The sequence below is a fragment of the Brucella intermedia LMG 3301 genome, assembly GCF_000182645.1.
GTDB classification, from domain to species: domain Bacteria; phylum Pseudomonadota; class Alphaproteobacteria; order Rhizobiales; family Rhizobiaceae; genus Brucella; species Brucella intermedia.
Genome location: NZ_ACQA01000001.1, coordinates 2,181,244 through 2,205,066, shown reverse-complemented (window position 1 = coordinate 2,205,066; position 23,823 = coordinate 2,181,244). Strand labels below are relative to the sequence as shown.

The following is a 23,823-nucleotide window of genomic DNA, read 5'->3' as shown; positions in this document are numbered from 1 at the left end:
TCATGCAAGGTATTCTCTACGAAGAACCGTCATTCTGGTTGTTTTTCCTCATCACCTGTCTGCTTGGCGGCTGGGCTGCCTGGATGACGGGGCGTGCCTGTGCTTCGACCTGGCGCACCTATCCGCAGCTGCTGATCTACCTGATCCCGCTCGGCGCTGCGGTGCGTTTCATCCACTTCGCGCTGTTCGAGGGGACGCTTCTTTCGTTCCACTACTATCTGGTGGACACGATCGTCCTGATGATTATCGGCACGGTCGGCTTTCGCTACACCCGCACCAAACAAATGGTGCGGCAGTATGGCTGGCTTTATGAGAAAGCTTCGCCGCTAAGCTGGAAGGCAAAATAATTTCAAAGCTTCGCCGCCATGCGGCGAAGCTTTTTTACAAGATCACGTTGACAGTAATAAGATTCAGCGTAGATATTGCTGAGTAATCAGCAAGAAAATAAGGCGATGCAAAACATCGTTCGGGGTAAATACAATGATGGGAGTTCCAACAATGAAGAAATCACTTTTGGCAGGTGTTGCTCTTGCAGCAGTAATGTCTTTCGGGGGCTCGGCTTGGGCTGATGTAATTCTGGGTATCGGTGCACCCTTGACCGGCCCGAACGCCGTTTATGGCGCACAGATCCAGAAGGGGGCGGAAGCCGCCATCAAGGAAGTCAACGATGCGGGCGGCATCAATGGCGAGAAAATAACGATCTCGCTCGGCGATGACGTTTCGGATCCGAAGCAGGGCATTTCGGTTGCCAACAAGTTCGCAGCCGACGGCGTGAAATATGTCATCGGTCACTTCAACTCGGGCGTTTCGATCCCGGCTTCGGAAGTCTATGCCGAAAACGGCATTCTCGAAATCTCGCCTGCCGCGACCAATCCGGTCTATACCGAGCGTCAGCTGTGGAACACGTTCCGCACCTGCGGCCGTGACGACCAGCAGGGCATCGTGGCTGGCCAGTACATCTTCGACCATTTCAAGGATGCGAAGATCGCCGTCATTCACGACAAGACCCCATACGGTCAGGGCCTTGCCGACGAAACCAAGAAGAAGCTCAACGAGCTTGGCACCAAGGAAGCCCTCTATGAAGGCGTCAATGTTGGTGAAAAGGACTTCTCCGCTCTGATCGCCAAACTCAAGCAGGCAGGCGTGACGGTGGTTTACTGGGGCGGCCTGCATCCGGAAGCCGGTCTCATCATCCGCCAGATGGCCGATCAGGGCGTGAAGGCCCAGTTCATCTCGGGCGACGGTATCGTTTCCAACGAACTGGCTTCGATTGCCGGTCCGGCTGTCGAAGGCACGCTCAACACCTTCGGTCCCGATCCGCGCAACAACCCGAACAATGCCGAACTGGTGAAGAAGTTCCGCGACGCCGGTTTCGAGCCTGAAGCCTATACGCTCTATTCCTATGCGGCTGTTCAGTCGCTGGCGCAGGCCGCAAAGGCTGCCGGCAGCAACGACCCGCAGGAAATCGCCAAGGCGCTGAAGGAAAAGGGTCCGTTCAAGACCGTGCTCGGCGATCTTTCCTATGACGAAAAGGGCGATCCGAAGCTCCCAGGTTACGTCATGTACAAGTGGGAAAAGGGCGCTGACGGAAAATATACTTACGTTCAGCAGTAAGTTACCCTTATATTCTTTCCCGATCAGTGGAAGTGCCCGGCTTTATGCCGGGCATTTTCGTTTGCGGTGCTCTGTTCCGCATAAAGTCATGCGTGAAACGCAGAATATAGACGAAATCATTACTTTACTTTCAGCTTGAAAGGGAATCTATCTACAATTGCATCCAGATGTAGGGCGATTCTCTATGTCTGGTCTTGCAATCTGGTGGGAGGACCAGTTTCGACGCGGGCATTTCGAAGCCCAGATAGCGTTCCAAAGGCTGATGTCGGTCTCCCATTCGAATATCGGGTTGTGCGCGGTGCTTCGCTGTGGCTGCGCAGGCCTGCAAAAACGGCGGTCGTCCGATCGGATCGGAACGCCGCTCTGAATGACTATTTTGATGCGCGTTCCGGGAATGGGTCAAATTTCCGGGATGCGTTTAGTGGGAGCAACTGAAATGAAGAAATCCTTATTCTGCGGCGTCTGCCTCTCGGCACTGGTTGCAATGGGCGGTGTATCGTTTGCCGATATCCAGCTCGGCGTCGGCGCACCGCTGACCGGCAGCCAGGCGGCTTTCGGCGAGCAGATCAAGCGCGGTGTCGAAGCGGCAGTCGCAGAAGCCAATGCCAAGGGCGGCATGAATGGCGAGCAGATCACGATCGTCTACGGCGACGACGCTGCCGATCCGAAGCAGGGCATTTCGGTTGCCAACAAGTTCGTCGGTGACGGCGTCCAGTTCGTCATCGGTCACTTCAATTCCGGCGTCAGCATTCCGACTTCGGACATCTATGCCGAAAATGGCGTGCTGATGATTGCACCCGGCACCACCAACCCGACCTTCACCGAGCGCGAATTGTGGAACACGTTCCGCACCTGCCGTCGCGATGACAAGCAGGGAATTGTTGCCGGCAAGTACATGGCCGAGAATTACAAGGACGGCAAAGTCGCGATCCTTCACGACAAGACGCCTTATGGTCAGGGCCTTGCCGACGAGACCAAGAAGTCGCTTAACGAAAGCGGCATGAAGGAAACGCTCTATGAAGGCGTGAACCAGGGCGACAAGGATTTCTCGGCGCTCATCTCCAAGATGAAGGCTGCCGGAATCACCGCAGTTTACTGGGGTGGCATGCACCCGGAAGCCGGCCTGCTCATTCGCCAGATGGCTGATCAGGGCCTCAAGGCCCAGTTCATTTCCGGCGACGGCATCGTGTCCAACGAACTCGCCTCGATTGCCGGTGATGCGGTGGCTGGCGTGATGAACACCTTCGGTCCCGATCCGCGCGACGACAAGTCGAATGCCGATCTGATCAAGTCTTTCCGCGACAAGGGCTTCGAGCCGGAAGCCTATACTTTCTACGCCTATGCGGGCGTGCAGTCGCTGGTCAATGCCGCCAATGCAGCCGGAAGCAACGATCCGCAGGAAGTTGCGACCGCGATGAAGGAAAAGGGACCGTTCAAGACCGTGCTGGGCGACATCACCTTCGACGCAAAGGGCGATCCCAGCCTTTCGCCCTATGTGATGTTTGAATGGCGCAAGGGCGAAGACGGCAAGTATAATTACTTCCAGAAGTAATGGAGCATTTCCTGCAAAAGCGCGAAGCGGTTTTGCGTCGGAAGAACACAGAGGCTTAGAGCGGTTCTGATGATTGCTTCGTAATGGGAAGCCGCACTTGTGCCTGATATATTAGCATAATATGCTGCAAAATTCATCAATCTGCCCGGCTTTTGGTCGGGCATTTTGTTTTTATCTCCCGGTTGCACAGTTTGTTTGCGCTCGTGTCTATTGCAGGTTAAGCAATGGCGCCTTTGTCATTGCAGTTAGGGAGATCTGCCTTGTCTTTCGCCCAAAAGCCTATCCGGAAAATTCTGGTCGCCAACCGATCTGAAATTGCAATCCGCGTATTCCGCGCCGCCAATGAGCTGGGACTCAAAACGGTGGCCATATGGGCCGAGGAAGACAAACTTTCCCTGCATCGCTTCAAGGCCGATGAAAGCTATCAGGTCGGTCGCGGGCCGCATCTGGGTCGCGATCTAGGTCCGATTGAAAGCTATCTTTCCATTGATGAAATCATTCGCGTTGCCCGGCTTTCGGGTGCCGATGCGATCCATCCGGGCTACGGCCTGCTGTCCGAAAGCCCGGAATTTGCTGAAGCCTGCGCCGAAAACGGCATCATCTTCATCGGTCCGAAGCCGGAGACCATGCGCCGCCTCGGCAACAAGGTTGCCGCGCGCAATCTCGCCATCGAAATCGGCGTGCCGGTGGTTCCGGCCACCGATCCGCTTCCCGACGACATGGAGGAAGTGAAGAAGCTGGCGAGCCAGATCGGCTATCCGCTGATGCTGAAGGCGAGCTGGGGCGGCGGCGGTCGGGGGCATGCGCGCGATCCGCGCCGAAGCCGATCTCGCGCGCGAGGTGACGGAAGCCAAGCGCGAGGCCAAGGCAGCTTTCGGCAAGGACGAGGTCTATCTCGAAAAGCTGATCGAACGCGCGCGCCATGTCGAAGTGCAGATATTGGGCGATACCCACGGCAATGCGGTCCATCTTTTCGAGCGCGACTGCTCGATCCAGCGCCGCAACCAGAAGGTCGTGGAGCGGGCGCCAGCGCCCTACCTCAGCGATGCGCAACGCCAGGAACTGGCAAGCTATGGCCTGAAGATCGCCCATGCCACCGATTATATCGGCGCCGGTACTGTCGAGTTCCTCATGGATGCCGATACGGGCAAGTTCTATTTCATCGAGGTCAACCCGCGTATTCAGGTTGAGCATACCGTCACCGAGCAGGTGACTGGCATCGATATCGTCAAGGCGCAGATTCATATTCTCGAAGGCTTTGCCATCGGAACGCCGGAATCGGGCGTGCCGCGTCAGGAGGACATTCGTCTCAACGGCCATGCGCTTCAGTGCCGCATCACCACGGAAGACCCGGAACAGAATTTCATCCCCGATTACGGGCGCATTCAGGCCTATCGCTCGGCGTCGGGCTTCGGCATTCGCCTCGATGGGGGCACGGCCTATTCGGGCGCGTTCATCACCCGCTATTACGATCCGCTGCTCGTCAAGGTGACGGCTTCGGGCGCAACGCCTCTTGAAGCCATTCGCCGCATGGACCGGGCGCTCCGCGAATTCCGCATTCGCGGCGTGGCGACGAACCTGACCTTCCTCGAAGCGATCATCAATCATCCGAAGTTTCAGGCGAACGACTACACTACGCGCTTCATCGACACCACGCCGGAACTGTTCGAGCAGGTGAAGCGTCAGGATCGCGCCACCAAGCTCCTGACCTATATAGCCGATGTGACGGTCAACGGTCACCCGGAGACCAAAGGCCGGGCAAAGCCGGCCAAGGATGCCGCCAGGCCGCGCGTGCCGTGGTTCGGCGATAAGCCAGTGGTGGATGGCACCAAGCAGCGTCTGGACCAGCTTGGACCGAAAAAATTCGCCGAATGGGTGCGCAATGAAAAGCGGGCGCTGATTACCGATACCACCATGCGCGACGGGCACCAGTCACTGCTTGCCACCCGCGTGCGAACCTATGACATTGCCCGCATTGCCAATTCCTATGCGCAGGCCCTGCCGAACCTGTTCTCTCTGGAATGCTGGGGCGGCGCGACGTTCGACGTCTCGATGCGCTTCCTCACGGAAGACCCGTGGGAGCGTCTGGCGCTGGTGCGTGAAGGCGCCCCGAACCTTCTTCTGCAGATGCTTCTGCGCGGTGCGAACGGGGTTGGCTACAAATCCTATCCCGACAATGTCGTGAAATATTTCGTGCGCGAGGCAGCCAGAGGCGGCATCGATCTGTTCCGCGTTTTCGACAGTCTCAACTGGGTCGAGAACATGCGCGTGTCGATGGATGCTGTGCTGGAGGAAAACAAGCTCTGCGAAGCGGCGATCTGCTACACCGGCGATATTCTCAATCCGGAACGCGCCAAGTACGATCTTAAATATTATGTCGATCTGGCGAAGGAAGTTGAAAAGGCTGGTGCGCATATCATCGCGGTGAAGGATATGGCGGGCCTCCTGAAGCCTGCCGCCGCCCGCGTTCTGTTCAAGGCGCTGCGCGAGGAAACCGACCTGCCGATCCATTTCCATACGCATGATACGTCGGGCATTTCGGCGGCGACCGTGCTTGCCGCAATCGATGCGGGCGTCGATGTCGTTGACGCTGCGATGGATGCGCTGTCCGGCAACACATCGCAGCCTTGCCTTGGTTCCATCGTCGAAGCCCTGCACGGTTCCGAGCGTGATCCGGGGCTCGACCCGGATTCGATCCGTCGCATTTCCTTCTATTGGGAAGCGGTGCGCAACCAGTATGCGGCCTTTGAAAGCGACCTCAAGGGACCGGCTTCGGAAGTCTACCTGCATGAAATGCCGGGCGGCCAGTTCACGAACCTGAAGGAACAGGCGCGTTCGCTTGGACTTGAAACCCGGTGGCACGAAGTGGCGCAGGCCTATGCCGATGTGAACCGCATGTTCGGCGATATCGTCAAGGTGACGCCGTCCTCGAAGGTTGTCGGCGACATGGCGCTGATGATGGTCAGTCAGGACCTGACCGTTGCCGATGTCGAAAATCCGGCCAAGGACATTGCTTTCCCGGATTCGGTTGTGTCGATGATGCGGGGCGATCTCGGCCAGCCGCCATCGGGTTGGCCGAAGGCGCTGCAGAAGAAGATTCTCAAGGGCGAGGAGCCGTTTACCGTGCGTCCCGGCGCTCTGCTGGAGCCTGCCGATCTCAATGCCGAGCGTGAGGGGTTCGAGCAGGCGGTCGGACACAAGATTTCCGATCAGGAATTTGCATCGGCGCTGATGTATCCGAAGGTGTTCACCGATTATGCAGCGGCGCAGGAAACCTATGGCCCGACGAGCGTTCTGCCGACACCGGTCTATTTCTACGGCCTCAAGCCGGAAGAAGAGGTTTTTGTCGATCTGGAACGCGGCAAGACGCTGGTGATCGTCAATCAGGCGATGAGCGAGACGGACGAGAAGGGCATGGTGACGGTGTTCTTCGAGCTGAACGGCCAGCCGCGCCGCATCAAGGTGCTGAACCGCGCCAAGGGTGCTTCTGGCGGTGTCCGCCGCAAGGTGGAAGCGGGGAATGACAAGCAGGTCGGTGCGCCGATGCCGGGTGTCGTTTCCACCGTTGCCGTCGCCGCCGGACAGACGGTTTCTCAGGGCGACGTGCTACTCTCCATCGAAGCGATGAAGATGGAAACCGCCATCCATGCCGAACGCGATGGCACTATCGCGGAAGTGCTGGTGCGCCCGGGCGAGCAGATCGATGCCAAGGATTTGCTGATCGTCTACTCGTAACAGTTATGGGCTTCAGCCGAGGTTGATCGATTTTCGGATCGCGCTCCAGATCTCCCTTTCCCTCATCCTGAGGAGCCGTTGAAAACGGCGTCTCGAAGGGCGAGGGAAATGCACAACGCCTGACCTCGTCCTTCGACAGGCTCAGGATGAGGGAGAAGCGTAGCGGCCCATCAGACCAAAACTGTCGCTTTAAAAGCGTCAGAAACGCAAACGCCGCGGCTGTCAAACGCCGCGGTATTTCTTTGCGGTTGCGCGGGAGGCCAAATCTGATATGCATGTTTATGCCTATTTGTGCATGGTTGTGCATGTTGAGGGATAATGGCGACAGAGCTTCTGCTTCACGAAAGACAGGCACGCATCCAGCAACTGCTGCAGCAGTCGGGGCGTGTGCTGGCGGCTGAACTGGCGGAAAGTTTCGGCGTGTCGGAGGATACGATCCGGCGCGATCTGCGTGAGATGGCGGCAGCCGGGCTTTGCAAGCGCGTCTATGGCGGTGCGCTGCGGGCCGTGCCGGAACCTTCGCCGCTTGCCGAACGGGATTGCGAACGACCGCAGGCGAAGGCTGCGCTCGCCGCAGCGCTGGCGCGGCTGGTGGAACCCGGCATGACGGTGTTTCTCGACGCTTCTTCGGTCAATACGGCGCTGGCGCGGCTTATGGTCGAGCATGGCGAAGCCATTACCGTCGTCACCAATACGCCGTCCATCGCTGCGATTCTCATGGGTTCGCCCGAGATCGAGCTTATCATGATCGGCGGGCCCATCGACCGGCGCGTGAGTGCCGCAGTCGGCGCGCGCGCCTTGCGCGACGCAGAATTGCTGCGGCCCGATCTTTGCGTCCTGGGGGCATGCGGTATCGCCGCCGAAATCGGCGTGACCGCGCTGCATCTCGACGATGCGGAGTTCAAGAGGGTGATTGCCGGACGCAGCCGGATGGTGGCGCTTGCCATTACGAGCGACAAGCTCGGCACGGTTGCCGCCCATGATGTCGTTCACTTGAACGATGTCGGCGTCATGGCTGTCGAATACGATGCGGATGAAGCGGCGCTTGCGCCCTATGCGGCATCGGGTATGAAGATTTTACGTGCGGCAGCGGACCGCAACTGAGGGACAGATGGAACAGGTTTCCGGACGCGAAGATGCGGCGCCCACGCGTGCGCCGATTGTAACCAGAGAGCGGATCGCCGTGGCGCTCCTCTTCCTGATGAACGGGTATGTTTTCGGCGGGTGGGCTCCGAAAATCCCGGAATTCGCCGCGCGTCTGGGTCTCGACAGCGCCGGTATGGGGCTGATGATCCTTGTCTTCGGTCTCGGTTCCCTGGCCATGATGCCGGTCGCGGGTGCTCTTTCGGCGCATCGCGGCTCGGGCATTGTGGTGCGCATGTTTGCGCTCGCCTTCATTCCGGCGCTGCTCATCATCGCAGTGGTTCCCAACGTGGTCACGGCTGTGATCGTGATGTTCTATTTCGGCGGGACCATGGCCGCGATGGACGTGTCGATGAATGCCAATGCGGTCGCGGTCGAGAAAAAGATGCGCCGGGCGATCATGTCGTCCTGCCACGCCTTCTGGAGCCTTGGCGGCCTGATTGGCGCTGCAAGCGGGGGCTTTCTCATTGCGCAATTTGGATCGACCGTTCATGCGCTGGTGACGACGGTTGTCGCCGCCATCCTGATTGCGGTTGCATGGCCTTCAATCATCGCGGACACGGTGCATCATCATTCGGGGGCTGAAAAGCAGAAGCTCACCCTGCCGCGCAATCCCCTGCCATGGCTTGTCGGCGTCATGGCGCTGTTTTCAATGGTGCCGGAAGGCGCGATTATCGATTGGGGCGCTTACCATATGCGTCAGGATTTGGGCGCTTCGGTCACGGTGGCAGGCTTCGGCTTCGCGGCGTTTTCGGGGGCCATGGCCATCATGCGCTTTGCGGGCGATCTGGTCCGCGACCGGTTCGGCGCGGTCAAAACCCTGCGCGCCTGTACGACCATCGCCATTATCGGCATGTTGATCGTCGGCCTCGGAAACAGTTCCACAACGGCGATCATCGGCTTCGCTATCTGTGGGATCGGCATTTCCAACATGGTGCCGATAGCCTTCTCGATGGCAGGCAACATGCCGGGCGTCAATCCGAGCGTCGGCCTGTCCATCGCGACGACGCTTGGCTATTCGGGAATGCTGGTGGCACCGTCACTGATCGGTTTTGTCGCCAAGCATAGTGGTTTCGGCGTGGTGTTTCTGGCACTTCCGGTTTTGCTTCTGGTCGTGCTGGCCTTCTCAAGCCTGGCCCGATACGCCGACCAAAAGCATTAAGCTTCTGATGCCGCGCATCTTATCCGAAAACCGGTTCCCACTTTTCGGGATGCGCTATTCGGCCGTCCAGCCGCCATCGACAGGAATGGCGGCGCCGTTGATCTGCGCTGCCGCATCGCTTGCGAGGAAAGCGGCGACGGCGCCGATCTGCGCAGTGGTGACGAATTCCTTGGTCGGCTGCTTGTCGAGCATCACTTCGCGGATCACGGTTTCGCGATCCATATGATAGGCCTTCATCTGGTCCGGGATCTGCGCCTCGACGAGCGGGGTCAGCACATAGCCGGGGCAGATGGAATTGGCGGTGATCTTTGCGGTCGCAAGCTCCAGCGCCAGGGTCTTGGTGAAGCCGACGATGCCGTGCTTGGCGGCGACATAAGCCGATTTGAACGGCGATGCCACGAGGCCGTGCGCGGAGGCGATGTTGATGATGCGGCCCCAGCCTGAGTTGCGCATATGCGGGATCGCGGCCGCGGATGTGTGGAACGCCGAAGTCAGGTTGATCGCGATGATGCGGTCCCATTGCTCGGGCGGGAACTCTTCCACCGGTGATACATGCTGGATACCGGCATTGTTGACGAGAATGTCCACGCTGCCGAACTGTTTCACGGTGGCCGCGATGAGTTCCCGGCAGTGGTCGGCCTTCGACATGTCGGCTGCGATATAGACCACGCTCACGCCGTGCTCTTCACCGAGTTTCCGCGCCAGCGCGTGATCCTCGTCACGGTCGGTGAAGGAGTTGATCACGACGTTGTGTCCCGCCGCCGCCAGCGCATGGGCTATACCGAGGCCGATCCCGGAATTCGATCCGGTGATGATTGCGGTCTTGCGGGCAGATGCATCGGTCATTGGCAGACTCCTCCTTGTCGTCACGACATAATGAGAGGGCGACATTGCCTCGGCAAGCGATTATATAAAGCGAAAGCCGGATATACGCAGGCCCGTGGAAATGCAGACGTTGACATTCGCGTCGCGCTGCGCCACCTGAAAACAGGTACAGTTAAGAACAGAGCAAAATGTCTTCCGAGACCGTCAGCTATTTTTCGCATCCATTTCCCCGCCGCCAATCGGTTGGTGTCAGTGTCGGTGGCGTTATCGTCGGCGGCAGTGCACCCGTTGTCGTGCAGTCCATGACCAATACGGACACGGCGGATGTGGACTCCACGGTGGCGCAGGTGGCGGCACTGCATCGCGCCGGTTCGGAAATCGTGCGCATTACGGTGGATCGCGATGAATCGGCTGCCGCCGTGCCGAAAATCCGCGAACGGCTGGAGCGTCTTGGTCATGACGTGCCGCTGGTCGGCGATTTCCATTATATCGGCCACAAGCTGCTCGCCGATCATCCGGCCTGTGCGGAGGCGCTTGCAAAATACCGCATCAATCCGGGCAATGTCGGCTTCAAGGACAAGAAGGACAAGCAGTTCGCGGATATCGTCGAAATGGCTATCCGCTATGACAAGCCGGTACGCATTGGCGTGAACTGGGGTTCGCTCGATCAGGAACTCCTGACCACGCTGATGGATCGCAATCAGGCCGAAGGCGCACCGCTTTCCGCGCAGGAGGTCATGCGCGAAGCCATTGTGCAGTCGGCGCTCATATCGGCCAATTTGGCCGAAGAGATCGGGCTTGGCCGCGACAAGATCATTCTGTCGGCCAAGGTCAGTCAGGTTCAGGACCTGATTGCGGTCTATACGATGCTGGCGCAGCGTTCCGACCATGCGCTGCATCTCGGACTTACCGAAGCCGGCATGGGCACCAAGGGTATCGTTGCCTCCTCCGCTGCCATGGGCATTCTGCTGCAGCAGGGCATCGGCGACACGATCCGCATTTCGCTGACCCCGGAGCCGGGCGGCGACCGCACCCGCGAGGTGCAAGTGGCGCAGGAATTGCTGCAGACCATGGGTTTCCGCCAGTTCATTCCTATCGTTGCAGCCTGCCCCGGTTGCGGCCGCACGACCTCGACCGTGTTTCAGGAACTGGCGCAGACCATTCAGGACGACATCCGCCGCAACATGCCGGTCTGGCGCGAGAAATATCCCGGCGTGGAAGCGCTCTCGGTTGCGGTCATGGGCTGCATCGTCAACGGACCGGGCGAATCCAAACATGCCGATATCGGGATTTCGCTTCCCGGCACGGGCGAAACGCCGTCCGCACCGGTCTTTGTCGATGGCAAGAAGGTCACGACGCTACGCGGTCCTGCCATCGCCGAAGAATTCCAGAAGATGGTTGCCGATTACATCGAAAACCGCTTTGGGCTTGAGCAGAAGGTGGCATCCGGCCAGAACTAAGCCGTACGGATGACCGCGCGTGTCGCGGCTTCCGGCGTGGTTTTCAGTGTCGCCGCCCAGAAGACGAGCGTGACGAGGCTGATGCCTGCGCCAAGCAGGCAGACACCGTTCCAGCCCGAATGCGCATAGATCCAGGTTGAAATCGCCGAACCGCTGGCGCTGCCGATGGAATAGAAGACCATATAGGCGGCGGTGAGCCTGTTCTGCGCATCCGGGCGCACGCGGTAGATCATCGCCTGATTGGTCACGTGCACGGCCTGAAGGCCGAAGTCGATTACAAGCACGCCCGCGATCAGCCAGAGCAGCGAGTGTCCAAGCAGGGCTATCAATCCCCACGAGACGAGCATCAGCATCAGGGCGAAGCCCGTCATGCGCTGGGCATGGCCGCGATCGGCGGCGCTTCCGGCGCGGGAGGCGGCGAGGGCTCCTGCTGCGCCCGCAAGACCGAACAGCCCGATCTGGGCATGGCTCAGTTCAAACGGCGGGGCGCTGAGCGGCATGACCAGTGGTGCGAGCAAAGTGGTGATATTGGCGAAGATCAGCATGGCGATGATGGCGCGAATGCGCAGCACCGGCTCGGAGCGAAACAGCGTTACGAGCGACAGAATGAGTGCGGGATAGCGGACGCTGGTCGGCTGCCGCTTCTGGTCGGGCAGGCTGCGCCAGAGCAGGAGCGCGATCGAAAGGGTGAGAACGGCGGAAACGAAATAGACGCTGCGCCAGCCGCCAATATCGGTAAGGGCGCCCGCGATGGCGCGCGCCAGCAAAATGCCCAGCACGATGCCGCTCGTCACGATGCCGACCACATGGCCGCGCCGCGCTGGTTCCGCCAGGCTGGCTGCATAGGCGACGAGCGCCTGTGTGACGACGGCGAGCAGGCCCATGATGGCCATGGCAACCAGAAGCACTGTGGCATCGGCTGCAAAGCCGATTGCGATCAGCGACAGGACCGAGAGCAGGAAATGGGCGATGATGAGCTTGCGCCGGTTGAACAGGTCGCCGAGCGGAACCAGGAAGATCAGGCCAAGCGCATAACCGATCTGGCTGGCGGCGACGATAAGGCCCGCTGTCGATCGCTTGAGGCCGAGATCGTCTGCCATCACATCGAGAAGCGGGTGAGCGAAATAGACATTGGCCACCGCCAGCCCGCTTGCGGTGGCGAACAAAAGAAGGGTAGCCGAAGAAAGCGGACGTGCATCAGGGTTCGCGGACAGCGCTGCTGCCGCGTCGGTTGAGGGGTGCATGGTTGTGCTCCTACAAAATGGTTTTAAAATGAAACCATTTTGCTTGTAGCGAAAAAGGTTTTATATTGCAACCAGATTGCAATTTGTGGAGTGAACATGGTTCGAAAGAAAAGCCTGAAAGGCGACTATTGCCCCAGTGCCCGGGCGCTTGACGTCATCGGCGACTGGTGGTCGCTGCTGATCGTTCGCGAGGCTTTTGATGGCGTGACCCGTTTCAGCGCCTTTCAGAAGAATCTGGGGATCGCCCGCAATATTCTTTCGGACCGTCTGCGCAAGCTGACAGGCGAGGAAATCATGGAATCCGTGCCGGACCCCAACGGAGGCGCGCATCAGGAATATCGGCTGACGGCAAAGGGACGCGATCTGCTGCCTGTCGTCGTGTCGCTCCGGCAATGGGGCGAAAAGCATCTTTTTGCGCCGGGCGAGACGCATTCACGCCTCGTCGATAGCGTTTCGGGCGAGGATGTGGCTCTGCTTGAGGTGCGCGCCCGGGATGGGCGCAGGCTTTCCTCGGATGATGTCGTCATCATCAAGGTTCGCGAGGACGATCTTTAGCGGATTGTTTTCCGCATGTCTTATCCCGAACCGGTTTCCGCTTTTCGGGCGACTTCCTCTAGCTCTGGCGTTCGGCAATGAAGCGGGCGGCCTGCTTCAGAATATCGGCGTCCTTGCCGAAAGGCGCCAGCAGGCTTTCTGCTTGGGCAACGAGGCCGGACAGTTGCTTGCGCGTCCAGTCGACGCCATGAAGTGAAACAAGCGTGGCTTTTCCGGCAGCGGCATCCTTGCCGGTCGCCTTGCCCATTGCTTCAGCATCTGCGGTCACGTCCAGAAGATCGTCCGCCAACTGGAAGGCGAGGCCGATGGCCGAGCCGAATTCGGCCATGCGTTCGCGATCTTCGGTGGAGGCGTTGGCGATGATGGCTCCCGCCTCGCAGGCAAAGCGGATCAGCGCTCCGGTCTTCATCGCCTGCAGCGTGATGATACCGGCTTCGTCGGGCTTGCTGGTTTCGGCCATCAGATCGAGCGCCTGTCCGCCTGCCATGCCACCGAGGCCCGATGCGCGGGCAAGTGCAGAAACCAGCCGCACGCGGATTGCCGGATCGAGATCGGTTTCATCCGACGAGACGATATCGAAAGCGTAGGTCAGCAGGCTATCGCCAGCCAGAATGGCGGCTGCTTCATCGAATGCCTTGTGCACGGTCGGCTGGCCGCGCCGCAGGTCGTCGTCGTCCATGGCCGGCAGGTCGTCATGGACAAGCGAATAGCAGTGAATGCATTCGAGTGCGGCGGCAACGCGCAGAACGGCATCCCCGCCCTTGCCGAAGAGGGCAGCACTTTCGACGACCAGAAATGGCCGGAGGCGCTTTCCGCCGTTCAGGACACCATGGCGCATGGCGGCGAGCAGCCTTTCCGGCCGGGCGATTTCTCCCGTCCGCAGGCGCTGGTCCAGAAGGCCCGTCAGTGCCATTTCCACTTCCATGGCGCGAAGGTTGAGAGCGGCGGTGAAATCGGTCGACAGCTTTTCCATGGCAAAGGGGATGGACGAAAGCGCCGGATTGGTCAACTGGCCACGTCGATCAGCACAGGCTTTTTCATTTGAACGTCATGAAACGGCGCGTTTCGACTTGTTTCCCCGGTCCGATTATGGAATCCGGTTCAAACTTATTAAGGAATGGTTTATGTCGCTTGAGGAAGGTAGCAGGCGGTGGCAGTGGCAAAAATCATCATCAAGAGCAAGGATGGACGCAATTATCTGGCAGATCCCGTCTGGGGTGCCCGGGTTGCTCTGGCGCTCAAGATTCTGGTGATTCTGGCTGTTCTGCCGATTTTCCTGCTGCTGGTCTATTCACTGCCGTTCGTCCGCCCGATCTCGACCTTGATGGTCAAGGACTATGTTCTGCTGCAGGACGTCGATCGCCGGTGGGTCAGTATCGATGATATCGCGCCGGTTCTGGTCAATTCCGTGATGATGGCCGAGGACGGCCAGTTCTGCAGCCATGGCGGCGTGGACTGGCACCAGCTGGGGCTGGTCCTGGACGATGCGGGCGAGGGCGGTCCGAGCCGTGGGGCCTCCACCATAACCATGCAGACGATGAAGAACCTCTTCCTCTGGAACGGGCGTTCCTATGTTCGCAAGGGGCTTGAATTCCCGCTGGCGCTGGCAGCCGATGGGCTTCTGTCCAAAAAGCGCATAATGGAGATCTATCTCAACATCGCCGAGTGGGGGCCGGGCATTTACGGGATCGAGGCCGCCGCCCAGCATTATTTCAATCGCCCGGCGGCAAAGCTCAACGCCCAGCAAGCCGCGTTGCTTGCCGTCGCTCTGCCCAACCCGGCACTGCGCAATCCCGCCAAACCGACACGCAACATGCAGCGCATTGCCCGCATCGTGGCCGGACGCGCGGCGCGGTCGGGGCCCTATGTGGTTTGCGTGCAATAAATCGATGATACGAAAAAAAGATAAGACTCCCGCTGGTCAAACGCCGTGAGAGCGTGTATAGGCACGTGACTTTCCGGAATTTTGTCCGATGTGACAGGCTCTTCGGGGCCGTGCCGGACGTTTATTGACCGATCAGTGGAGCTGGATCCATGGCAGTACCAAAACGAAAAACGTCTCCGTCGAAGCGCGGCATGCGCCGTTCGGCTGACGCTCTCAAGGCCCCGACCTATGTCGAGGACAAGAACTCGGGCGAACTTCGTCGTCCGCATCATATCGATCTGAAGAGCGGTATGTATCGCGGCCGTCAGGTCCTCGAAGCCAAGGAATAAGTCTGACGCTGCATTGCAGCCGAAAGATGGTTTTCAAAAACGCCGTTTCCGCCTGTCGGGAGCGGCGTTTTCTTTGTGGGTCTTGTGTAAGGCACATGAAAAAGGCTGCATGAAGCAGCCTTGATCGCGTGGTTGGTTCAAGGTCAGCCTGCGTCCGAGGCAAAGCCAGCACCTTCGATGCCGGCGATGGCTGCAATTTCGTCATTGTCCGATGTGTCGCCGGAAATGCCGACTGCGCCGAGAATCTCGCCGGCTGCGTCCTTGATCAGGACACCGCCCGGAACGGGCACGATCTTGCCGCCCGACACGCCTGACAGTCCTTCCAGGAAATGCGGACGGTCCTTCGCCTGATTATGCAGCCAGCGCGAACCTGTCCCGACCGCCAGCGCACCGAAAGCCTTGCCCGAGGCAATCTCGAAGCGCAGGATCGAGGTTCCGTCCTGCCGCTGGAACGCTTTCAGGTTTCCGCCTGCGTCAAAGACCGAGACGGCCAGCGGCTTCAGTTTCAGTTCTGCTGCCTTGGCAAAGGCACCGGCGATGATCGTATTGGCTCGTTCGAGCGACAGTGAAGGCATGGGTATCTCCTGATATATAGCTGAATGTAGTCTAGCGATCATGACTGCTGATGCACACTCCAATGCTGCCATCGGCGGGCAAAACACTTTATCGATTTTCATGAAGACGGCTGGAGCGATGCAGCAAAGCTTGCCAAGGGCAAAAATTTGGTCTTTGTGTTGCGCAACATTTTATGGAGGAAAGAATGTCCGAACCGAAAGCCATCGTCATCGCCAGCGCGGCCCGTACCGCGGTGGGCGCTTTCAACGGTGCGTTTGCCACTATCCCGGCGCATGAACTGGGCGCGACAGTCATCAAGGGCGCGCTGGAACGCGCCGGTGTCGACGCGACGGATGTGGACGAGGTTATTCTCGGACAGGTGCTGACGGCGGGCGAGGGGCAGAACCCCGCACGACAGGCGGCGATGGATGCCGGTTGCCCGAAGGAAACGACAGCGTTTTCCATCAATCAGCTTTGCGGCTCCGGCTTGCGGGCGGTTGCGCTCGGCATGCAGCAGATTCTTTCGGGCGATGCGAAAATCATCGTGGCGGGCGGTCAGGAGTCCATGTCGATGGCGCCGCATTGCGCGCATCTGCGTTCGGGCGTGAAGATGGGCGACTTCAAGATGGTCGACACCATGCTGAAAGACGGCCTGACCGATGCGTTCAATGGCTATCCCATGGGGATCACCGCTGAAAACATCGCCCGCCAGTGGCAATTGACCCGTGCCGATCAGGATGAATTCGCTTTGGCCTCGCAGCAGAAGGCGGAAGCCGCACAGAACGCCGGAAGGTTCGAGGATGAAATCGTTCCGGTGACCGTGAAAGGCCGCAAAGGCGATGTGGTTGTCTCAGCGGATGAATACATCCGCCCCGGCACGACGATGGAGGCCTTGGCCAAGCTGAAGCCGGCCTTCGACAAGGAAGGAACGGTTACCGCTGGCAACGCATCCGGCATCAACGATGGCGCGGCAGCGGTTGTTCTGATGGACGCGGACGAAGCAGCCAAACGCGGTGTGAAGCCGCTGGCGCGCATCGTTTCATGGGCAACGGCCGGTGTCGATCCGGCGATCATGGGAACAGGTCCAATTCCGGCCACGAAGAAGGCGCTGGAAAAGGCAGGCTGGAGCGTCGGCGATCTCGATCTGGTCGAGGCCAATGAAGCCTTTGCAGCGCAGTCATGCGCCGTCGTGCGCGATCTCGGTCTTGATCCGGATATCGTCAACGTCAATGGCGGGGCAATCGCGATCGGCCATCCGATCGGTGCTTCGGGCGCGCGCGTGCTCACAACGCTGCTCTATGAAATGCAGCGCCGCAACGTCAGGCGCGGTCTGGCGACGCTTTGCATCGGTGGGGGCATGGGCGTTGCCTTGTGCGTCGAGCGCGACTGACTTTCTGCGTCATTGAAACAGGGGCGGGCGGAGAATTAGCTCCGGCCGCCTTTTTGTTTCCGCAATGAGACGTTTGAAATCGGTGCGTCGTATTGATGGATTTGCCGTAAAAGTTAACGGAAAGCCGGTGGAAGTGGCATCGATGCCGGTTCATGTCGGGTTTTCTAGCGCCTGCCGGGAGCATCGACCACCAGATGTTGTGAGAACAAACAAGGAAACTTTGAGGATCAGCGATTCGTCGCCGATTCGTTCCGGCTTTGGCCTGAAGGTTAATGAAAAACGGGCTTTTACGCGTTCCGACGTTAACGAAGTATCAGTAATCATTAAGATTTCCTGAGAAACAGCGTTGCCGTGGATCAGTCGGTTGACAGGTTTTGCCAAAGGTTAACGATCACCGCCGTCTTGCGTCCGGAGAGCAGCAACAAGCGGAACATTTGATTCATCATGTTGTGGGCATTTGTGCTAGGCTTACTATATGTTGCCGTGAACAAATAGCGAAGCTGTCGGAGTCAGCGATTCGTCGCCGATTCGTTCCAGAGTCGTTCCAATTGTTAATCGACAAGTTATTGACCGGCTTTACATCGGTCGTCGACATATCGGCAATTGGCCCATACTTAAACTTAACAGGAGCGCTTTCGGTGCGGGTCGTATAGTGCTATCGCAGAACCAGCATCCAGCCCGTGAAGGGCGCTTGTACCGGGAATCCGATTATTGGCATGAACCAACTCCCTGCCCATGATTTGCCGCTGACCCTGAGTGGCCGCGATGTGACAGCCGTGCTTGGGCCGACCAACACCGGCAAGACGCATCTCGCCATTGAACGCATGCTGTCGCATGGAAGCGGCATGATCGGCCTGCCGCTGCGCCTTCTGGCGCGCGAGGTCTATAACCGCGTCGTGGAACGGGTTGGTGCGGCCAATGTTGCGCTGGTGACGGGCGAGGAAAAGATCGTGCCGCCCGGCGCACGCTATTCCGTCTGCACGGTCGAGGCCATGCCGCGCCGTACCGATGCCGCTTTCGTGGCCATCGATGAAGTGCAACTTGCTGGCGATCTTGAGCGCGGCCATATCTTCACCGACCGCATCCTGCATTTGCGGGGGCGGCAGGAGACGCTGCTGCTCGGTGCCGGAACCATGCGCGGGATTCTGGAAAAGCTTCTGCGCGGCATCAATGTGGTTACGCGTCCGCGCCTGTCGCATCTGGCCTATGCCGGTTCCAAGAAGATTACCCGCCTGCCGAACCGTTCCGCCATCGTCGCCTTTTCCGCCGACGAGGTTTACGCGATTGCCGAACTGATCCGCCGTCAGCGCGGCGGGGCGGCAGTGGTCATGGGCGCGCTCAGCCCGCGCACGCGCAATGCGCAGGTGGAGCTTTACCAGTCCGGCGACGTGGATTTCCTGGTGGCGACCGATGCCATCGGCATGGGGCTCAACCTGGATGTGGATCATGTCGCCTTCGCGCAGAACCGCAAGTTCGATGGCTATCAGTTCCGCGACCTGACCCCGGCCGAAGTGGGTCAGATCGCAGGACGCGCGGGCCGGCATCTGCGTGACGGCACATTCGGTGTGACGGGGCAGGTGCATCCTTTCGACGAGGAACTGGTCGAACGGGTGGAGGCGCATAATTTCGATCCGGTGAAAGTCCTGCAATGGCGCACGGCGCGTTTCGACTTTTCGTCGCTCGATTCCCTGCGATATTCTCTGGAAACACCCGCGCCCGTCGAGGGGCTCGCCAAGGCTTTGCCCGCGGTCGATCAACAAGCGCTTGAAAATTTGTCGAAAGACGAAGAGATTGTGCGGCTTGCGACGACACCGGCGCGGATCGAGCTTTTATGGGACGCCTGCGCGCTGCCCGACTATCGCAAGATCGCGCCGGCGCAGCATGCCGATATCATTGCAACCATCTACCAGGATCTTGTCCGCCGAGGGAGCGTCGATGAAGATTATATGAGCGAACAGGTGCGCCGCGCCGACAGCACAGAGGGGGAAATCGACACCCTGTCGCATCGCGTGGCGCAAATCCGCACCTGGACTTTCGTGTCGCACAGGCCGGGATGGCTTGCCGATCCGACACACTGGCAGGAAAAGACGCGCGAAATTGAGGACAGATTGTCCGACGCGCTGCATGAAAGGTTGACGAAACGCTTTGTAGACCGCAGGACAAGCGTGCTTATGAGGCGCCTGAGAGAGAATGCCATGCTTGAAGCAGAAATCAGCCCTGCCGGAGACGTGATTGTCGAAGGCCACAATGTCGGGCAACTGGAAGGATTCCGTTTTACCGCTGACGTTCAGGCCGAGGGGCCTGACGCCAAGGCGGTGAAGTCGGCTGCACAAAAGGCGCTGGCCGCCGAGTTCGAACGTCGCGCGGAGCGCTTTGCTGCTGCGCCGAACGGCGATTTCGCGCTGGGCTCGGATGGCGTCATGCGCTGGGTTGGCGCAACGGTCGCAACGCTGGTTGCGGGCGATGACCTGCTGAAGCCGCGTGCGGTGATCCTCGCCGACGAACAGCTTACGGGAGCAGCGCGTGACAAGGTTGCCGCGCGCATCGACCGTTTCGTCGCGCATCATATCGAAACCGTTCTGAAGCCGCTTACCGATCTGGCCGCCGCCGATGCCCTGACCGGCATGACACGCGGCCTCGCATTCCAGATCGTCGAGAACCTGGGCATTCTTCCACGCCGCGATGTGGCGGAGGAAGTGCGCGGTCTCGATCAGGATTCGCGCGCGGCGCTTCGCCGTCTCGGTGTGCGTTTCGGCGCCTATCACGTCTTCATGCCCATGCTGCTGAAGCCAGCCCCGGCTGGCCTCATCACGCTGCTGTGGGCGCTTAAGAATGATGGCCGCGAACGCGCCGGTTACGGCGATGTCGTGAATGTGCTGGCCGCTGGCCGCACCTCGGTCGTGGTCGATCCGGCTTTTGACCATCAGTTCTATCGTCTGGCAGGCTATCGCGTGCTGGGCCGTCGTGCCGTGCGCATCGATATTCTGGAACGCCTTGCCGATCTCATTCGCCCGGCGCTTGCCTGGCGTCCGGGTTCCGGTGCGCGTCCGGATGGCGCTTATGACGGCGGACGCTTCATCGTCACGCCTGCCATGATGTCCATTCTGGGTGCGACAACCGAGGACATGGAAGAAATTCTGCGCAGCCTTGGTTATCGCCACGAGGCGATGGAAGCTGCTGCCGTGACGGCGAAGCTTGCCGAGCTTGACGCTTTTGCAGCTGAAGCCGCCGCCAAGGAAGCTGGCGTTTCTCCGGTCGCGGAAGCCGAAAAGCCTGCTGTCCCGGCGGCTGAACCCGTGCCAGCACCGGTCGTGGTTGCCGAGGAAGAGGTCGAAGCGAAGGCGGACGAAGCGGCTCCTGCGGCGGAAGAATCGGCCCCCGCCGCTGAAACGGCAGAAGCTGCGGCTGAAGAGCCAAAGCCTGTCCTTCTCTGGCGTCAGGGTCGCTTCGAGGGTCGTAACCGTAACCAGGACCAGAACCGTCAGCGCCAAAATCGCGGCAACCAGAATCGCGGTCATCAGAACCGCGACCAGGGTGGCGAGGCACGCAAGTCCGACGGCGCAGAGCAGCAGGCTCGCAACGATCGCGGCGGCAAGCGCTTCGATAAGCCAAAGCGTCATGACGGCGAGGGCAAGCGCGAAGGTTCCAACAAGGGTGACTTCCGCGGCGGCAATCAGCGTCAGCAGAAGCGCGATCACGGTCATCCGGCTGGAAAGCGCGTGGAGCAGGAGCGTCCTGCACGCATCGACCCCGACTCGCCTTTCGCCAAGCTTCTGGCTCTGAAAGAGCAGATGAAGAAGTGAGATGACGGCAGAAGCGGGCGCAAGACAGCGAATCGACAAGTGGCTGTTCTTCGCGCGCGTGGTCAAATCAAGATCGCTGGCGGCGAAACTCGCCGTCGGCGGCAAGGTCCGGGTCAATCGCGACAAGATCGAGCAGGCTGCCCATCAGGTGAAGGTTGGCGACGTACTGACCATTACGCTGGACCGGCGCATCCTCGTCTACAAGATACTGGCTCCCGGAGAGCGTCGCGGCCCGGCGCCGGAAGCCCAGCTTCTCTATGAAGATCTTTCGCCGCCGTCGGCGCCAGCTTCGGCGGTCGTGCCGGAGGCCGCAACGCCGCAGCGCGAGAGCGGCGCGGGAAGGCCGACCAAGAAGGAGCGGCGCGAAACGGATCGTTTGCGCGGAAACTGACATGGACGCGTTGCCGCAGGCCTCTTGCGGCGGTGATGGAAATTGCTCACCGAACCGTTCTGGCGAAAGCCTTTTCCAAGCAAAAGCTCTCAAACGAAATGCTGTTTCAGACGTGAGTGACTTCGTGACATTGCGGCGTTTGCACCCTTGTCATGACGGGATAAAATCGTTACCTCACGCATTGTCATAAAAGGGCATGGGCTGATACCCGCAACCATTTCCGTGCACAGTGACTTCGTGGCGAGATATTCCAAAGCCTCAAGCCGGTTGCTGGCCGGTCGCTGGCCGGTCGCTGGCCGATTGTCGGCTTGTCGGAGTATCGGCGCAAAGCTTTAGGATAGATAAGCTGCCTGTTCAGTAATTCGGGCGGCAACAGGAGTTCGACGATGACGTATGTCGTGACCGATAATTGCATTCGCTGCAAATATACGGACTGCGTCGAGGTCTGCCCGGTCGATTGCTTCTACGAAGGCGAAAACATGCTCGTCATCAATCCTGATGAGTGCATCGACTGCGGCGTATGTGAACCGGAATGCCCTGCCGAGGCGATCAGCCCCGACACCGAGCCGGGCCTCGACAAGTGGCTGGAACTGAATACGGAATATGCGGCAAAATGGCCCAATATTACCGCGAAGAAGGACGCCCTTCCCGAAGCCAAGGAGATGGATGGCGTGGCTGGCAAGCTGGAGAAGTATTTCTCTGCCGAGCCGGGCAGCGGTGACTAATACCGGCATGGTATTGCAGTCCCGGCTTTCAGGCTGCTGCAAGCATGACGGTATTATATAAGTATCCCGTTGTTTCCGAAGACTTCGCACTTCTGGAACACCATAGGTTATCCTGTTAAGACTGACAGGGTAACCGGCATTACGGAAAAGCAGGATTTATCACTTGCATTTTCTGCGATGCACCGGCAAAAGACGAATGAAATCACGGGAAAACGCCCATCTTTTAGGTGTGTTGCGTTGCCGGATACGGCATATCCGGCAATTTGTTGATTCTTGCGCGAAATTGTGTTAGGTTGTCACAATAATTTCGGTGACTGGACGTCAAGTCGTGGCGCTATGCGTTAATCTCTGAAAGGGCTGATCTTTAGTACCGGGCTGAATGGCACCGGGGAAGATGATTGCGATCTGGCGTCGTCCCCCTCACCGTACACCCGGTCGGTTAGATTTGCCGTCAGACACGTTTTCAGTTGCAAACCGACAAGCAACGTCCGTGCTTCATTTCTCCGGAGCGCGGTCGACCATCATGTGTCAACCGGCGGGTCGCGCCGGGCACAACAGGGAGTAATGAAGCGTATGTCATCCCAGCAGAAAAAGTCTCCAGTAGCGCGTGGCGGTTTCAAGGCCGGTGAGGCCATCGTATATCCGGCTCATGGCGTCGGCCAGATCGTAACGATCGAAGAGCAGGAAGTGGCAGGTCACAAGCTCGAACTCTTCGTGATCGATTTCGAAAAAGACAAGATGCGCCTGAAGGTGCCGGTCGCCAAGGCCGCCTCCATCGGCATGCGCAAGCTGTCGGAGACCGATTATGTTGAACGTGCATTGAAGGTCGTTCAGGGCCGCGCACGTGTGAAGCGCACCATGTGGTCGCGCCGCGCGCAGGAATATGATGCAAAGATCAATTCCGGCGATCTGATCTCAATCTCGGAAGTCGTTCGCGATCTTTTCCGTGCTGAAAACCAGCCGGAACAGTCCTATTCGGAACGCCAGCTTTACGAAGCTGCCCTCGATCGCATGGCGCGCGAAATTGCTGCCGTGAACAAGCTTTCGGAAACCGAAGCTGTTCGTCTTATCGAAGCCAATCTCGCCAAGGGACCGAAGCGCGGCAAGGCCGATGCCGAGGCCGATCTTGACGACGATGAAGTTGAAGCCGCATAAGCTTCACTTCCCTTCTTTTTTAAAAGGCCCGGCTTTAGCCGGGCTTTTTATTTGCCTCAGTCAAGAAAAGCCGGGTCGGCCTCGTTCCCCATGAGGCTGCCCGCAATATCGTTCTGGTTAAAGTTCTATCGATCTTTGCAACCGCTCCTTAACCTTTCCGGACATTATCCCGCTTGGTCCGAGAATTATCCTGATCGATAGGGAACCTGATCGCCGCTGGTGCGTTCTCCCAGACACCAGTTCGTAAACGGGTTTGTTTTGCGGCGTAATCATGTTGGCCAAAGAATGGGCCTGGCGGGG

The 23,823-nt window shown here is 59.1% G+C and carries 19 protein-coding genes and 1 pseudogene; 16 read left to right on the top strand and 4 right to left on the bottom strand.

From position 1 onward, the window contains the following. Positions 1-2 precede the first annotated feature (2 nt). The 6 genes and pseudogenes from OINT_RS10585 (at position 3) to OINT_RS10555 (ending at position 9,206) form a co-directional block, all read left to right on the top strand. Positions 3-347 (top strand): DUF6867 family protein, encoded by a 345-nt coding sequence (locus tag OINT_RS10585; protein WP_006467798.1) that lies wholly within the window; start codon positions 3-5, stop codon positions 345-347. Positions 348-498: 151 nt separating this feature from the next. Further along, entirely contained in the window at positions 499-1,614 is a 1,116-nt protein-coding gene (locus tag OINT_RS10580; protein WP_006471261.1) for a branched-chain amino acid ABC transporter substrate-binding protein, read from the top strand. A 436-nt stretch (positions 1,615-2,050) separates the two neighbouring features. Further along, entirely contained in the window at positions 2,051-3,166 is a 1,116-nt protein-coding gene (locus OINT_RS10575) for a branched-chain amino acid ABC transporter substrate-binding protein (protein ID WP_006471262.1), read from the top strand. Positions 3,167-3,426: 260 nt separating this feature from the next. After that, positions 3,427-6,901 (top strand): annotated as a pseudogene (pyc, locus tag OINT_RS10565) (pyruvate carboxylase). A 318-nt stretch (positions 6,902-7,219) separates the two neighbouring features. Next, complete coding sequence (locus tag OINT_RS10560; protein WP_006467795.1) at positions 7,220-8,005, top strand: DeoR/GlpR family DNA-binding transcription regulator; 786 nt, start codon at positions 7,220-7,222, stop codon at positions 8,003-8,005. Between the two features lie 7 nt (positions 8,006-8,012). Beyond that, positions 8,013-9,206, top strand: coding sequence for an MFS transporter (locus tag OINT_RS10555; RefSeq protein ID WP_006471264.1), 1,194 nt, complete (start codon positions 8,013-8,015; stop codon positions 9,204-9,206). A 54-nt stretch (positions 9,207-9,260) separates the two neighbouring features. Here OINT_RS10555 and OINT_RS10550 read toward each other — a convergent pair whose 3' ends face one another. After that, positions 9,261-10,052: a 3-hydroxybutyrate dehydrogenase gene (locus tag OINT_RS10550; protein ID WP_006471265.1), complete on the bottom strand. Its 792-nt coding sequence runs from the start codon at positions 10,050-10,052 to the stop codon at positions 9,261-9,263. Between the two features lie 167 nt (positions 10,053-10,219). Between OINT_RS10550 and ispG the strand changes: the two genes are divergently transcribed. Then, on the top strand, positions 10,220-11,491 hold the full coding sequence (gene ispG, locus OINT_RS10545) for a flavodoxin-dependent (E)-4-hydroxy-3-methylbut-2-enyl-diphosphate synthase (RefSeq protein ID WP_006467792.1): 1,272 nt from the start codon (positions 10,220-10,222) through the stop codon (positions 11,489-11,491). Here the strand turns inward: ispG and OINT_RS10540 are convergent. Further along, positions 11,488-12,735: an MFS transporter gene (locus OINT_RS10540; protein WP_006467791.1), complete on the bottom strand. Its 1,248-nt coding sequence runs from the start codon at positions 12,733-12,735 to the stop codon at positions 11,488-11,490. The genes ispG and OINT_RS10540 overlap by 4 nt on opposite strands. Before the next feature lie 96 nt (positions 12,736-12,831). Here OINT_RS10540 and OINT_RS10535 point away from each other — a divergent pair, with 96 nt between their 5' ends. Then, positions 12,832-13,290 (top strand): winged helix-turn-helix transcriptional regulator, encoded by a 459-nt coding sequence (locus OINT_RS10535; protein ID WP_006471266.1) that lies wholly within the window; start codon positions 12,832-12,834, stop codon positions 13,288-13,290. Between the two features lie 58 nt (positions 13,291-13,348). Here the strand turns inward: OINT_RS10535 and OINT_RS10530 are convergent, their stop codons facing one another. After that, entirely contained in the window at positions 13,349-14,263 is a 915-nt protein-coding gene (locus OINT_RS10530; protein WP_006471267.1) for a polyprenyl synthetase family protein, read from the bottom strand. 183 nt (positions 14,264-14,446) lie between these two features. Between OINT_RS10530 and mtgA the strand changes: the two genes are divergently transcribed. Together mtgA and rpmF are read left to right on the top strand one after the other, a co-directional pair. Continuing rightward, positions 14,447-15,175, top strand: coding sequence for a monofunctional biosynthetic peptidoglycan transglycosylase (mtgA, locus tag OINT_RS10525; protein ID WP_172491110.1), 729 nt, complete (start codon positions 14,447-14,449; stop codon positions 15,173-15,175). Between the two features lie 149 nt (positions 15,176-15,324). Next, the gene (gene rpmF / locus OINT_RS10520) at positions 15,325-15,504 is read left to right on the top strand and encodes a 50S ribosomal protein L32 (protein ID WP_006467787.1); all 180 of its coding nucleotides are present in this window, start codon (positions 15,325-15,327) and stop codon (positions 15,502-15,504) included. A 143-nt stretch (positions 15,505-15,647) separates the two neighbouring features. Here the strand turns inward: rpmF and OINT_RS10515 are convergent, their stop codons facing one another. Further along, on the bottom strand, positions 15,648-16,079 hold the full coding sequence (locus OINT_RS10515) for a GlcG/HbpS family heme-binding protein (protein WP_006471270.1): 432 nt from the start codon (positions 16,077-16,079) through the stop codon (positions 15,648-15,650). A 185-nt stretch (positions 16,080-16,264) separates the two neighbouring features. Here OINT_RS10515 and OINT_RS10510 point away from each other — a divergent pair, with 185 nt between their 5' ends. The 6 genes from OINT_RS10510 (at position 16,265) to OINT_RS10490 (ending at position 23,523) form a co-directional block, all read left to right on the top strand. Beyond that, entirely contained in the window at positions 16,265-17,449 is a 1,185-nt protein-coding gene (locus OINT_RS10510) for an acetyl-CoA C-acetyltransferase (RefSeq protein ID WP_006471271.1), read from the top strand. Positions 17,450-17,513: 64 nt separating this feature from the next. Continuing rightward, entirely contained in the window at positions 17,514-17,786 is a 273-nt protein-coding gene (locus tag OINT_RS22970; RefSeq protein WP_085979540.1) for a hypothetical protein, read from the top strand. 379 nt (positions 17,787-18,165) lie between these two features. Next, entirely contained in the window at positions 18,166-21,252 is a 3,087-nt protein-coding gene (locus OINT_RS10505) for a helicase-related protein (RefSeq protein WP_006471272.1), read from the top strand. 1 nt (position 21,253) lies between these two features. Further along, positions 21,254-21,643, top strand: a complete 390-nt coding sequence (locus OINT_RS10500; protein WP_006467782.1) for an RNA-binding S4 domain-containing protein — start codon at positions 21,254-21,256, stop codon at positions 21,641-21,643. A gap of 386 nt (positions 21,644-22,029) precedes the next feature. Beyond that, a complete protein-coding gene (gene fdxA, locus OINT_RS10495; RefSeq protein WP_006467781.1) occupies positions 22,030-22,368 on the top strand; it encodes a ferredoxin FdxA in 339 nt (112 codons plus the stop codon). A 573-nt stretch (positions 22,369-22,941) separates the two neighbouring features. Further along, entirely contained in the window at positions 22,942-23,523 is a 582-nt protein-coding gene (locus tag OINT_RS10490) for a CarD family transcriptional regulator (protein ID WP_006471273.1), read from the top strand. Positions 23,524-23,823: the final 300 nt, after the last annotated feature.